Source organism: Thermodesulfovibrionales bacterium (assembly GCA_035622735.1).
GTDB lineage: Bacteria > Nitrospirota > Thermodesulfovibrionia > Thermodesulfovibrionales > UBA9159 > DASPUT01.
The window spans coordinates 1-12,868 of the sequence record DASPUT010000036.1; the positions used below are offsets into that span (position 1 = coordinate 1).

Genomic DNA, 12,868 nt, shown 5'->3' on the forward strand with positions numbered 1-12,868 from the left:
GGCGCCCGTGCGGCATGCGGCGTCGTTAAGTAGGGAGTCCTTTTTGATGCCGTGATGCGGCATATACTGCTATAATAAACAGCATGCAGGCGAGGGCTCATCTTCTTATCAGCGGGAGGGTGCAGGGTGTTTACTACCGGGGCTTCGCCCGTGATATCGCAAGTCGCTTCGGTCTTGCGGGCTGGGTGAGAAACCTTAACGACGGCAGAGTGGAAGCCCTTTTTGAGGGCCCCCGGGACGATATCGAGAAAGCGATAGCACATTGCCGCTCAGGCCCTCCCGGCGCACGGGTCGATGACATTGAAGTAGAATGGCATGAGCATCTTGGAGACCTTCACGGCTTCGAAGTGCGGTATGGATGACCGGTCGCCCTCCTATGGGTAGAGTCATAATCCTGAGAACCTTCTCTGATATTCTCTCTCATCTCCGCTCAGGGGAATGGCCGCTCGCCATGTCTCTCGTGGTCGTTTCCCTTCTGCTGGCGATCGCCTCCTCATGCCAGCCCGTTTTTGCTTTTTCTGAAGATGAGGTGAGGTCCTTTCAGAAGGAAATTGCGGAGAGGCCCCTTCATGAGAGGATCGCCTTGTGGGCGGAAAGATTTGTCGGAACCCCCTATGACCCTGACCCTCTCGGGGAATACGTTACTCGGCAGGTTATTGTTGCCGATGAACGGGTTGACTGCATGTACCTCAGCTTCAGGACGGTCGAACTCGCGATCGGACGTACACCCGAAGAAGCCGTCATGATTGCCCTCGATAAGCGGTTTATCGTGAGGGGCATTTCTGAAGGGGGCAGGGTCGTGAATTACGATGAGAGATTTCAATACGGCGAAGATATGATCGAGAGCGGCAAGTGGGGCAGGGAGATAACCGCGGATATCGCACCTCCGACCTTTATCGAGGGTGCGAGAGGCAGGGAGCGTGTCGGGATGATTTCGAAGGAGTCGCTGCGAGGTATTCTGCAAAATCCGGAAAGAGCGGCCGGGAGGTTCGAGAGCGGAGATTTTGTTTTTTTTATTAAATCACCTGAGAAGAGGCATGCGGGTGAGATTGTCGGTCATATAGGGGTTATCAAGCGAGAAGAAGCCGCGATCTATCTCATCCATGCTGGTGGGAAGAAGAAAGGCGGGGGTTCCGTGAAGAAAGTACTCTTTTCTGAGTATGTCGAATCGATGCCCTTTGCCGGTGTCCGTGTCAGCAGATTCGATTAGTCTTTCATCTCCTTGATGAGCTCGGGAAACTGGGTCTTGAACTCCGGGTGAACTCTGTCGAGGAACAGCTTGAGACCTTTATCTCTAATCTCAGACCCGCCAATTCACGCAATGAGCTGTTCATGCCCTCCAGCCTCTCTGTGAGGGTATTGCGTTCCTTCTCGATGAGGTCGAATTTTTCTTTCGCTGCCTTTTCCTCTTTCACGAAGTCTCCCGTGTTTTGCCGCTGCGAAAAATCGTTTATTTGTTTCTTCTCTGGTGCTTTGTCTTTCTGAGAAGTTTCTTATGCTTGTGTTTGCTCATCTTTTTCTTGCGCCATTTTACAACGCTCCCCACACACTCACCTCCTGTTCATATTATGAATGGACAAAAGCGATCTTCAGGAATCGAGAGAGGCCTACCGTCGGGCTCTCCCGTTACGCCTTCTTGCATCGTACTCCGCGGCCTGATTCATAAACGCTTCGAGCTGTATCTCTGTCGTAGACGACTCTGTTCCGTCAAAGGGGACCGTGGTGCAGGGGACACCATACTCTCTGCTCACCCCGCGAATCAGTGTTGTCACGACGGTCCCCGGCATGCACCCGAAGGGCATGGCGTTAATTATACCAGATACTCCTTTTTCTATGAGGTCAACACTCTTGCCGATGCTGAGGACCGCCTCCCCCTCGAATGAATCGTGGAGGTACGGTGATGCTTTTTTCAGGATCTCCTTCGTTCCGGGCTCCCTGAGGGTCTTGAGGAATCCCGCAAAATGCCGCCCCAGTCTGTGTTCTGTCCTCTTCTGGAAAAAGGTCTTGAGAAGAAGTTCAATAATAGCAGACCTATCTTTTTTTATCAAGGCATTTCTCAACGCCATGCTGTTCACGTAGTAAATCCATTCCTCTACCGGTGCGAGCCATGCCTCGCCGCCGAGGGCCTCCACCCTCCGTACAATATCTTCGTTCGAGAACCTGTGGCTTCTCACGAAGATCTCTCCCACGATACCGATGAGCGGTCTCCTTTCCCTCCTCCTCGGCATCTTTTCAAAATCCTCCCGCATGTCCTTAAGGCTTGTCTCGAGCCTGCCGTCGGCACCTCTCAGGGAATGGTATACCCTCTTCAGGTATCGCCGGTGCAGGGTATCTGCCGCCCCCCTTTCTTCTTCATAGGGCCTCGTCTCATGAAGGCATTTATTGAGGAGTTCTACGGCGATAATGCCCCTCCAGGCATGGGTCGCAAAGTCCCTGCTGACAACGCCGAGTTGCCTATAGAAATTTTCATCCTGGTTCGGCGAAAGTATCGGGATGTCGTGATAGCCGAGTTCGTCAAGGATCATCCTGTGGAAGACATTGTACTGGCCGAACCTGCATGGCCCAGACCCGGAGGGCATAAAGAAGGCTGTTTTCTCCCTTCGAAAATCCGATGAAAAGACCTTCTTCAACATATCTCCTGTCGTAACCGTACAGGGATAGCATTCCTTTCCCGATACGTGCCTCCGTCCAATGTCGGCAGACTCCCTGTCGGACTCGGGGAGCACTTCGGCAAGTACCCCGCACCGTTCAAATGCGGCTGCCAATGCAAAGGCGTGGTCCGACATGCGGGGGATAAAGATGGACCTCTTCGGCTGATCAGCGGCAATTCCCGAACAAACTGTCTTCCTGAAAGGTCTCTTTTCACCGCAAGGGACTTCGGGCGGAGGACTGTGCAGGGGAATATTGTCGGCTTCATGAAAACCGGAACCCGATGACCGTTGCTGCTGTCCGATACTATCAAGGAATGCCTCGCAGCGGGTGATCGCACCGGCATCTGCGCTGTGTTCGTCTATCTCTATATGGAGGAACGTCTTTTCCCCCATTTCGCGGTCGAAGTATTTCAGGATGAATGAATCGGGACCGCAGGAGAAATTACCTATGAAAATTGCATGGAGGAGGGGGTTCTCCTTTATGAATCTTGCAGCTTTCAGTATCCTCTGTCCCGATCGCCAATACATGTTCGGCCATCGGTCATCGATCCGGAATTTTTCGAGGGGGATGAAATCCATGGGGATGGCGAGAACCCCGAGCTCGGACACTTTCCTCGGTATCGTGAGGTTCGTGCCGCTGTCGAAGGCGTTATAGGGTCTTCCGACGATCACGACTGTCGTCTCGCGCAATGAGGACAGTATCTCCGAACCCTTTTCCTTTGTCGACCTGAAGAAATCCGTCTGGGCGGCCTCGGCGGCATCAATGGCACGGTTTATGTCTCTCTTTGTGATCCTGAATGACCTGAATGCCTTTCTCAATTCGTCGATGAGGGAATTCCTGCCCCTCTGGAGATTAACGAGAGGGGCCACGACGGTTGCGTCGGGATGTGCCACCCGAGCCGCATAGGGCATGGTCTGCGTGAGCGGGCATGCAAACCCTCTTTCGAACTCCCCGTTTCCGGGGTTCATGTTGATGAAACTGGGGATGAAGAGCGTGGTGACGCCGTTATCGATGAGGTACTTGATGTGGCCATGGGCAACCTTGACGGGAAAACAGGTATCGGCCAGAACCCCCTCAATCCCTGCGCGCACGATCTCGCGGTTGGTCTTTGGAGAGACTTCCACGGCGAATCCGAGTTCCCAGAGAAGGGTCGTCCAGAAGGGAAGGTAGTCGTGGAAGAAGAATACGTAAGGGATGCCGATCCTTCTGGGCTCAGCCCCTTTACCGGCATCCTGGCCCTCGCGCTTTCCCCTCGAAGTATTCATGTCTTTCTGTTCAAGATACCGGTTATGGGGTTTCCACAACATCTCCTCCCTGAAGGCGAAGAGGTCCGGAATCAACGGCGTTTCTGTATTCCGCTTCATGTCGTATTTTTCACACCTGCCCCCGTAAAAGAGGTTCGTATCCTCGCCCTCGATTTTAACCCTGTTGATCTCGCACACGTTGGGGCAACCCTTGCACTCGAACGATGAGACCTGATACGGACGCCGTGACAACGCAAACCCCTTGAACGTAGACCGAAGACGGTCATTTCCCGACGAGCGGTTCTTCCTTTGGCGCATCGCTATCAGTGCCATACCGATGGCGCCCGTCACATCGTGGTGCGGAGGTACCGTTATCGTCTTCCCGAGATATTTCTCGAAGGCCGCCACGACCGATTTGTTGAACGCAACCCCGCCCTGGAAGAAAATCCTCTTGCCGATCGGCTTTCCTGCCACGACCTTGTTGATATAATTTTGGACAATCGAATAGGCGAGCCCCGCAAGGAGATCATTCTCTTCTGCGCCCTTCTGAAGGTTCGCCATGAGAGAGTTTTCCATGAAGACGGTACACCGTTCGCCCAGTCTGCACGGGTTTTTCGCAGAAAAGGCCGAGTCCGCGAATTCCTCTTTTATCGGGATGTTGAGCTTCTCTGCCTGTTCTTCAAGGAATGAACCGGTTCCGGCTGCACAGGCCTTGTTCATTTCGAAATCGACGATGACGCCCTCCTTCAGCGAGATAAACTTCGAATCCTGTCCGCCTATCTCGAATATCGTGTCGACTCGGCCATCGATAGAAGCGGCGGCTGTCGCCTGAGCGGTTATCTCGTTCTTTACGACGTCGGCGCCGACGTAATCTGCTATCATGTACCTTCCCGACCCCGTGGTGCCTACGCCGGCGATGGTGACCCTCGCACCGATCTCGCCCGCGATCTCTTCAAGGCCCTGCCTCACGGCATCGATCGGCCTTCCCGCAGTCATGAGGTATCTCTTCGCAAGGAGGGAGCCGTTCTCGTCGATTACGGCGAGGTTGGTGCTGATGGAACCGATGTCAATTCCGAGATACGCAGTTATTTTCGGCAGTGGCCGTTGAGCGGAGAGGAGATCTTCGGCTCGGCACAGACGGTCACCGCTCCTGAGTTCCATGCTATTTCTTTCCAGAGACCCTTGGGGGTGCCTTTCGAAGAAGTCATCACCAGGCAAAATAAGCGGTCCATGACCTCGTTCCGATAACCTGGATGATTCGATGAAGGCCTTGAGCTTTTCCAAGGTGAAGGGGTAAGGAACTGCATCCTCCTTGTTCTTCAATGCAGCGCCGAGCGCACCCATGAGGGCAAAGTCATCAGGCACGGAGAAATGCTCGAAGCCGAATACTTCCCGAAACGCCCTGACCATACCTCTATTTGCGGCTACGCCGCCATGAAATGAAACGGGCTCCCCTATCGCTCTCCCCCGCACTATGGACCCCTTGAAGTTCCTCGCTACCGAAAAGCAGAGACCCGCCACGATGTCTTCCATGGGTGTGGCTATCTGCTGGAGGTGTATCATGTCCGACTTGGCGAAGACGCTGCATCGCCCCGCGATACGCGAGGGTTTCTCGGATTTCAGGGCGAGCTCGCTGAAATCGGTTATCGAGAGTCTCAGCCTTTCAGCCTGCTGGTCGAGAAAAGACCCCGTTCCTGCCGCGCAGACGGAGTTCATCGAAAAATCCCTCACACCCTCTTCGGAGAGGAGGATGAGTTTCGAGTCCTCACCACCGAGCTCAAAGATGGTCTTTACATGGGGGCAGAGTCTTTTCGTGGCGTATGTCTGCGCAACGACCTCGTTGACAAATCCCGCGCCGAGGCCCGCTGCTATGAGCCTACCTGCCGAGCCCGTAACGGAGAGCGAAAAATCTCTTTCATCACATCCCCTCAGCGTCTTCTGAAGAAGACTGTAGGCCGTCGTGAGCGGACGCCCTTTATGGCGTTCATAGTAACCTTCAATCTTGCCGCCTTTTTCGTCCAAGAGGACGAGTTTTACACTGACGGAACCCGCATCCAGACCGATGAATCGCATGGACCCAAGACCTTTCGATAAACGTTCATAAGAGCTCGCCGACTCTTCCCGACCTCGTGCTCATAAGCCGGCGAGTTTCTATATAAAAGGTAGCATAAATGAGGTAAAAGTTCCAGCCGCAATCTTCATTATTAGCCGAAAGTTGCCGAGGGAAAAATCGACGTGAGAGGCGCCTTCAGTAAGATGCCCGGTCTCTTCGTTTTAGGAGGGAAATGCGCTAACCGATCCAGACGGTCTTCTTGGAGTCCCTCATCCCCTCAAGGATGTTCGTTGTCGAACCTCTGAAGCCCACCTTAAGTTCCGATTCGAGCTTGAAGTAATCAAGACAGGTGCCGCAGGTGAAGATCAGTACGCCCATGACATCGAACTCTTTCAGGATGGCGATTGTCTCCTCGTTTACCGTGGTGAGCTTCACTCCCGTATTGAGAAAGAAGATAGTGTTCGGCAGTTCCCTGTACACCTTCATCGTCTCGAAGAGGCCCTTCATGAGGATACTGCCGAGTTTCTCGTCCTTTCCCATCGTATCAGTGGCGATGACCAGGAAGAGTTCGTCCTCGGTCCGCTTCACGGCTTCTTCGGGTTGCTTTTCCGCGTGTTCCCGCTCGGGAATTTCGCAGGGATAACCCTTCACAATTTTTATGCGCCAGAAGCCGTCTGCGCGCGCGGCTTCCGAATAAAACCCGTTCTTCGCCGCGAACTTCGTGAGATTCTTCACCGATGCCTCGTTATCAACGAGCACTTCGACGATGCCCTCTTCAATCCCGCCGAGCGCCTCTTCGGCCATGATGACCGGCTTCGGACATCCCAGACCCTTTGCATCAACAATCATGTCTTCCCTCTCGATGATTATCCATTTTCACAATAAAACTCTACCGCCTCAAGACCGTCTGTTGCAAATAGTTATTCTTGATATGAAAGAGCGGATGGATAGATGATTTCTATAGGAACTGGATCGGAAGAGGACGCTTGAGGCCGTTTCTCATAAACGGCGGGCCGATCGGCCAACCGATATGTGTCAGTTCGGTAGTGAAGAACCGAGGGCAGCCGTGCGTGTCATGACCCGTAACTTTCCGTGAGGTAGTTCTCGAGTTCGCTGATGGTCAGCTTCTGGTCGGAGATGATTCTCTTGACGACATCGCCGAGGGTTATAATGCCGGCTATCCTGTCATTATCGAGCACAGGCAAATGGCGGATATGTTTCGACGACATTAACGCCATGCACTCCTCGAGGGTGTTTTTCGGCGTTGCGTATAACACGGCCTTCGTCATGAGTTCGCTGACAGGGGTGTCCTTCGATGCCTTTCCCTTCAGGATCACCTTCCGTGCATAATCACGTTCCGAGAAGATACCGACGAGCCTTTTCTCCTCTATGACGAGCAGGGCACCCACATTCTTGTCAGCCATTATTTCGAGCGCCTCATACACGGACGCTTGAGGCGAGACCGACCAGTTTTCTCCGCCTTTCGTCTTCAAAAGATCTCCTACGGTTATCATCGAAATATCCCCCGTTTCTTGGAATTCGTAGAACCTATTATTGCTCGAATGGTGCGTAAGAATCAACTGTTCGTGATATCTATGCGGGCAGCCTGCCCGCTACGCTATAGCCCCCACTCAGGTTGAGCCCTGACCTGCAGTGCAGACGAAGCAATGGCTGCCCATCACGATCCTTCTCCCGGCAAGCACCGCGTAATCGAAGTCTCTGATGTCAGGCGAGCAAGTGCCGTTTACGGGGAGCCCGAGCATTTGGTTGAAATCGCAGTCATAGATTCTCCCGTCCCATCCTATGCTGATCAGGTATCTGCACATGAGGTTGTTCAGGGTGTCCGGATTGAAGAGACCCTTCGCGTTATCCATGTATTGCTTGAGGCTGTTCGACCGAACGAGAAAATCCCTGAACCGGCCGATAGGCATATTCGCAAAGACATAGAGTCGGTTAAAGACAATGCCGAAGAGAGACCCGAGTGCCTTCTTATACTGTTCCTCCAACTCTGCCTGTGATGGGGGCAGGAATGAGCCGAGCGGATTATAGACGAGGTTGAGCCTTCTTTCGTCGGTGAGTCCATAGCCGAGGCTGTTCAGTCGTCTCAGCGCCTCTATGCTCCTCGAAAAGGTTCCACCTCCCCTTACCCGGTCGGTGCCGACTTCACTGTAATGGGGGAGGGATGCCGTTATCTCTATGTTGTGTCCGGCATAAAAATCCGGTAGGTCCTCCATTCCCTTCTCAAAGAAGATAGTAAGGTTGGTCCGAGCGACGACATGGCGGCCTGACCTTCTCGCTTCCCCTATGAGGAATCTGAAGTGAGGGTTTAATTCAGGCGCCCCGCCGGTGAGATCGATCGTCTTGATTCGATGATCTCTGGAAATCCGGAGGACGGCTTCGATGGTCTCCTTGCCCATGAGTTCGGTCCTCAGGGGGCTTGCATTGACGTGGCAATGCCTGCAAGACATGTTGCATCGGTAACCGAGATTAACCTGGAGGATCTTTACGCTCTCAGCCTTAAGCGGCTCCGACTGTGCCTCGCAGATTCTTTCCTCGATTTTGGTCATCGCATCCCGATCAGAGCGATATCTTCTCAGCCGCATTGTGCGCCTGAATCCCGTGGATAAGGGATGCGCCACCCCTGATGGCAGAGGCCACGTGCACCGCCTCGGTAATATGTTCTAGGGTCATGCCTTCACCGAGACACGCCTGCGTGTAGGCGTCGATGCAATAGGGACATTGGATCGCATGGGCAACACCCAGCCCGACAAGGGACTTCTCCCTCTTTGTAAGCAAACCCGGCTCGAGGGCGGAATTGTACCAATCCATAAACTTCTTGAAGAGGTCTGGACTGTGCCTGCCGATTTCACCAAACCTTCCGAGGTCCTTATCGTTGTAATAGTCGCCCATGCCTTGCCTCCTTTGTCTCGTTTCGGGCGAAGAGAAAACCCGAGAAGAGATCCCGTCCGATTTATAAGTAATAGTTTATCAAGTTATGAAGAGAAAGCCAAAGTCGTCTCTTCGGGAGCACCGCAATTCCTGTGGCCGGACCGAGAGTGGAACAGGTCAAAGAGCTCGAGAGACGTTCTCCGAGCACGCGATGAGGATGCCAGGTAAGAAACTAGATGTGCGCCTTCAGGTATTCGAGAAAGATTCTGTAGGCCAGGGGAAGGGCCCTCCTCTTGTGCGTCACCGCGTAGAAGTTCCGTTTCATCTGAACGCCCGTGACTTTAATCTTCTTCAGGGTCTTGTGCTTTAGCTCATCCGCAACTGAGAGTTCAGAAAGTACCGAGACCCCGAGGCCGGCTTTCACCGCCTGTTTTACCGCATCAGTCGAGCCGAAAATCCCCGCGACTTTCGTGGAATCGAGCACAAATCCTCTCGATTCGAGAATCCTCTCCATCTCCCGACGCGTGCCCGAACCCTCCTCCCGCAAAACCATCGGGACATTGGTCAACTCCTTGAGAGAGACTTCATTCTTCCTGAGTAATGCAGGCGACGATACAACGATCAATTCTTCCTCCTTAACCGGCATGAAGGTCAGCTGCCCGCTGCTCAGTTTCGCCCCGACGATTCCGACGAGAAGTTCGTGCCGTAAAATCTTCTCCACGATCCCTCTTGAGTCGGATTCGACTATCTGAAAGGAGACCGAAGGATAGCTCTTCTTGAAATCCGAGATGATCAGGGGTATCACGTATGTTCCCGGTATCGTGCTGGCGCCGATAAGAAGTTCGCCGGTCACCTCTTTCTTAAAACGGCTGAAGGTCTCTTTCAGTGTGTTGATTCTTTCGAGAATCTCGACGGCATGACTGTGGAGGATTTCCGCCTCTTTCGTCGGGATGATGGTCCTGCCCAGCCGATCAAACAATCTCGCGCCCAACTCCTCTTCGAGTGCCCGTATATGGTCACTGACGGTCGGCTGGGTGAGGTTGAGTTCCCCCGACGCCCTTGAAAAGCTCCTATTCATGAAGACCGATACGAAGACTTTCAGATGGTGGATGTCCATAAAGAGGTCTTCATTATACCATAACGAGTACGGCAGGCCCTCGGGGCCTTAGTATTTAGTATGAATCAATCACTGTTTCCCCTTTTTTCTGGTAAAATATTAGTCGTGAAGTTATTGATGCATATCTGCTGTTCAAACTGTAGTCTCTATCCATTGAGAAGCCTCCTCAAGAAGGGAATCGATGTGAAGGGCTTTTGGTTTAATCCGAATGTCCATCCTCTTCCGGAGTATCAGGAGAGACTGGCCTCTCTCCGGACTCTCGAAAGGATCTGGGGCCTGGACATAGAGTATCGAGACCATTACGGGTTGGATGATTTTCTCAGGGAGATCGGTGATCCGGAGAAAAACCGCTGCATCCGCTGTTATGCGATGCGGCTTGAAGAGACCGCCAGGACGGCAAGAAAGATGGGCCTCCACGGATTTACGACTTCCCTCCTTGTCAGCCCTTATCAGCAGTTCGGAGCGATCGTGGACGCGGGAAGAGAGCTGGAGAGAAGGTATTCCATCCCCTTCTATATCGAGGATTTCAGGGTCGGGTATCGGGATAGCATCCCCCTCTCGCGGGAACTAGGGCTCTACAGACAGAGGTATTGCGGCTGCATCTTTTCAGAGAAGGAGAGAAAGGCGGCGAAGGTGCGTGGATAACGGTGTCCAGCATTTCGGCAAGATTCTCATCATAGCGGGCATCGTGATCACCGCGATAGGGGGATTGATGCTCTTATCTGGCAGGATTCCCTGGCTCGGCAGGCTCCCCGGCGATGTTGTCATCGAGAGAAAAAACTTCACCTTCTATTTTCCCGTCGTGACGAGTATCCTCCTGAGTATTCTCATTACCTTTTTCCTCTGGCTTTTCGGAAGACGATAGAGAGGATATGCTACAATATTAAAATATCTTACGGAGACCAGGCAGATGATAAGACTATTGCGCAAGTATGCATGTGAGGGCCGCTCCGGTCTTCTTTCCGGTGCGTCTCTATTGAAGATGTCGCCGGAGTCGTGGAGGACGGCTCTTCAAAAGGTGTATCGGAAGAAAACGACGTGTCTCGCTGTTTCTCTCTGCATCTTTTTTTCGCTCTGCCTCTTTCCTTCCGGAAGTCATGCCGTTATTTCGTCGCAGAAGATAAAGGTGCTCATCCTTGATGACAGTCATACCGTGATTCCGGACAAGGACGAAAAAATGACGAGCCTCGGGAACATGAAGGGAGACCTTCTCGTCAACGGGACGCGTTACACGGGAAATATCGAGGTCTGGAAAGGCGATAAGGGTCTCTACCTCATCAATGAACTCTCCCTCGAGGATTATGTCGAAAGTGTCGTTGCCTCCGAGGTCGGCACGAACTGGGAGATCGAGGCGCTCAAGGCCCAGGCCGTCATAGCGCGTACGTATGCCGTATACAGGATGGGAATGAACGAGAGTGCAAGATTTCATCTCACCTCCTCCGTTTTACATCAGGTGTACAAGGGCAATAATGCTCAGGTGCAGATCAGCTATGCGGTAAAGGAGACGGGAGGAGAGATTCTCACTTACAACGGGAAGCCGATAGAGGCGCTTTATCATTCCACTTCGAGCGGCATGACGGAGGACGCTGAAGAGGTCTTCGGAAAGAGTTATCCCTATTTGAAGCCCGTTGAAACCTTCTGTGAGCAGTCGCCCTACTGGGTCTGGGAGAGGAAGATTCCCCTGGCAGAGGTCGAGAAAGCGCTCAATAGTAGAGGAGTGAAGGCCATAACGATAAATTCCCGTACCGTGACCGGGAGGGTGAAGGACCTCACTGTTGAGTCCGAGGAAGGTAAGAGGATTATCAAGGCGACCGAGTTCAGAAAGCTTCTCGGCTGGTCCAGGCTTCCGAGCACGAGTTTTAAACTCGCCATGAACGGAGATTCCGTCACCTTCGAGGGCAGCGGGTACGGACATGGTGTAGGTCTCTGCCAATGGAGCGCCCTCCAGATGGCAAAGGACGGCAAGACGTACCGGGAGATACTGTCCTATTTCTATCCCGGCACAGAGATCCGCCTCTATGAAGGCGACTGAATTTGACTTCCACCTGCCCGAGTCGTTTATAGCCCTCACTCCCGTTACCCCGCGTGATGCCTGCAGGTTGTTGGTCCTCGAGAGGGAAAACGGAGCTATTTCGCACCGAATTTTCCGCGATCTCCCTGAATTTCTTTCTGCCGGAGACCTCCTCCTCCTGAACAATACGAAGGTATTTCCGGCGCGACTCTTCGGAACGAAGGAGACCGGCGGCAAGATAGAGATCCTCCTCGTGAAGGAACGGGAACCCGATGTCTGGGAGGTCCTGTCGAGGGGGAAATATACCGGCAGCGTACGTGTTTCAGATGAACTTTCCGGAGAGATGTATGAAGGGTATATCCTGCGACTCACCGCGGTCGGGAGCAGCTCTTCCGCGGATGCCATCGGGAAGGCCGGGCTGATGCCTCTCCCTCCGTATATCAAGAGAATGCCTTCAGAGGCTGACAGAGAATGGTATCAGACAATTTATGCTGAACATACAGGATCGATAGCTTCGCCGACCGCCGGCCTCCACTTCACGGAGGACTTGATCGGGGAAATCGGCAAGAAAGGCGTCATCATCCGATCTCTGACGCTCCATGTCGGTCCCGGCACCTTTAAACCGATGCGTACGGAAAACATAGAAGAGCACGCGATGGACGGTGAGTACTTCGAGATCGAGAGCGGCCTTGTCGAGATTGTAAAGCGAGTAAAGAGGGCGGGGAGGAGAGTTTTCACGGTCGGGACAACGACAACGAGGGCCATAGAGGGTTATATCAGCGGTCGGTGGTCGGCTGACCATTTCTGTGAGTCAACCCGTTCTTTCCGTTTCTCCGGCCGGGAGGGACGGGAAAAGGCCGAAGGGGTACGGGGAGGCGACTCATCGCCTGTGAAAGGTCACA

The 12,868-nt window shown here is 53.2% G+C and carries 14 protein-coding genes; 6 read left to right on the forward strand and 8 right to left on the reverse strand.

Annotation, left to right across the window (positions count from 1 at the left end):
• The first annotated feature begins 83 nt into the window (after nt 1-83).
• Nucleotides 84-362 (forward strand): acylphosphatase, encoded by a 279-nt coding sequence (locus VEI96_01930; protein ID HXX56742.1) that lies wholly within the window; start codon nt 84-86, stop codon nt 360-362.
• A 14-nt stretch (nt 363-376) separates the two neighbouring features.
• Nucleotides 377-1,210, forward strand: coding sequence for a hypothetical protein (locus tag VEI96_01935; protein HXX56743.1), 834 nt, complete (start codon nt 377-379; stop codon nt 1,208-1,210).
• 4 nt (nt 1,211-1,214) lie between these two features.
• On the opposite strand, the gene VEI96_01940 is transcribed toward VEI96_01935, so the two are convergent.
• From VEI96_01940 to VEI96_01975, 8 genes are all read right to left on the reverse strand, one after another.
• On the reverse strand, nt 1,215-1,415 hold the full coding sequence (locus tag VEI96_01940) for a hypothetical protein (protein HXX56744.1): 201 nt from the start codon (nt 1,413-1,415) through the stop codon (nt 1,215-1,217).
• A 35-nt stretch (nt 1,416-1,450) separates the two neighbouring features.
• A complete protein-coding gene (locus tag VEI96_01945; protein HXX56745.1) occupies nt 1,451-1,546 on the reverse strand; it encodes an AURKAIP1/COX24 domain-containing protein in 96 nt (31 codons plus the stop codon).
• 61 nt (nt 1,547-1,607) lie between these two features.
• Nucleotides 1,608-5,969, reverse strand: a complete 4,362-nt coding sequence (locus VEI96_01950) for an acyl-CoA dehydratase activase (GenBank protein HXX56746.1) — start codon at nt 5,967-5,969, stop codon at nt 1,608-1,610.
• A gap of 217 nt (nt 5,970-6,186) precedes the next feature.
• Nucleotides 6,187-6,798 carry a sulfurtransferase-like selenium metabolism protein YedF gene (yedF, locus tag VEI96_01955; protein HXX56747.1) on the reverse strand — a complete coding sequence of 204 codons (612 nt, stop codon included), beginning with the start codon at nt 6,796-6,798 and terminating at the stop codon, nt 6,187-6,189.
• Between the two features lie 224 nt (nt 6,799-7,022).
• Nucleotides 7,023-7,442 (reverse strand): CBS domain-containing protein, encoded by a 420-nt coding sequence (locus tag VEI96_01960; protein HXX56748.1) that lies wholly within the window; start codon nt 7,440-7,442, stop codon nt 7,023-7,025.
• A 138-nt stretch (nt 7,443-7,580) separates the two neighbouring features.
• Nucleotides 7,581-8,516, reverse strand: coding sequence for an arsenosugar biosynthesis radical SAM (seleno)protein ArsS (gene arsS, locus VEI96_01965; protein HXX56749.1), 936 nt, complete (start codon nt 8,514-8,516; stop codon nt 7,581-7,583).
• 10 nt (nt 8,517-8,526) lie between these two features.
• Nucleotides 8,527-8,859 carry an arsenosugar biosynthesis-associated peroxidase-like protein gene (locus tag VEI96_01970; protein ID HXX56750.1) on the reverse strand — a complete coding sequence of 111 codons (333 nt, stop codon included), beginning with the start codon at nt 8,857-8,859 and terminating at the stop codon, nt 8,527-8,529.
• A gap of 211 nt (nt 8,860-9,070) precedes the next feature.
• On the reverse strand, nt 9,071-9,955 hold the full coding sequence (locus VEI96_01975; GenBank protein HXX56751.1) for a selenium metabolism-associated LysR family transcriptional regulator: 885 nt from the start codon (nt 9,953-9,955) through the stop codon (nt 9,071-9,073).
• Nucleotides 9,956-10,060: 105 nt separating this feature from the next.
• On the opposite strand from VEI96_01975, the gene VEI96_01980 reads away from it, so the two are divergent.
• The 4 genes from VEI96_01980 to VEI96_01995 form a co-directional block, all read left to right on the forward strand.
• A complete protein-coding gene (locus VEI96_01980; protein HXX56752.1) occupies nt 10,061-10,600 on the forward strand; it encodes an epoxyqueuosine reductase QueH in 540 nt (179 codons plus the stop codon).
• Nucleotides 10,593-10,820, forward strand: coding sequence for a DUF2905 domain-containing protein (locus VEI96_01985; protein HXX56753.1), 228 nt, complete (start codon nt 10,593-10,595; stop codon nt 10,818-10,820). The genes VEI96_01980 and VEI96_01985 overlap by 8 nt, the downstream gene beginning before the upstream one ends.
• Before the next feature lie 45 nt (nt 10,821-10,865).
• Nucleotides 10,866-11,987 carry a SpoIID/LytB domain-containing protein gene (locus VEI96_01990; GenBank protein HXX56754.1) on the forward strand — a complete coding sequence of 374 codons (1,122 nt, stop codon included), beginning with the start codon at nt 10,866-10,868 and terminating at the stop codon, nt 11,985-11,987.
• The coding region (locus tag VEI96_01995; protein HXX56755.1) for an S-adenosylmethionine:tRNA ribosyltransferase-isomerase at nt 11,974-12,868 on the forward strand (895 nt) is incomplete at its 3' end. The genes VEI96_01990 and VEI96_01995, both read left to right, overlap by 14 nt.

Coding starts and splice junctions, on each gene's coding strand:
- VEI96_01975 (HXX56751.1), bottom strand. CDS start 9,955: ATGGACATCCACCATCTGAAAGTCTTCGTATCGGTCTTCATGAATAGG.
- VEI96_01950 (HXX56746.1), bottom strand. CDS start 5,969: ATGCGATTCATCGGTCTGGATGCGGGTTCCGTCAGTGTAAAACTCGTC.
- yedF (HXX56747.1), bottom strand. CDS start 6,798: ATGATTGTTGATGCAAAGGGTCTGGGATGTCCGAAGCCGGTCATCATG.
- arsS (HXX56749.1), bottom strand. CDS start 8,516: ATGACCAAAATCGAGGAAAGAATCTGCGAGGCACAGTCGGAGCCGCTT.
- VEI96_01935 (HXX56743.1), top strand. CDS start 377: ATGGGTAGAGTCATAATCCTGAGAACCTTCTCTGATATTCTCTCTCAT.
- VEI96_01970 (HXX56750.1), bottom strand. CDS start 8,859: ATGGGCGACTATTACAACGATAAGGACCTCGGAAGGTTTGGTGAAATC.
- VEI96_01990 (HXX56754.1), top strand. CDS start 10,866: ATGATAAGACTATTGCGCAAGTATGCATGTGAGGGCCGCTCCGGTCTT.
- VEI96_01930 (HXX56742.1), top strand. CDS start 84: ATGCAGGCGAGGGCTCATCTTCTTATCAGCGGGAGGGTGCAGGGTGTT.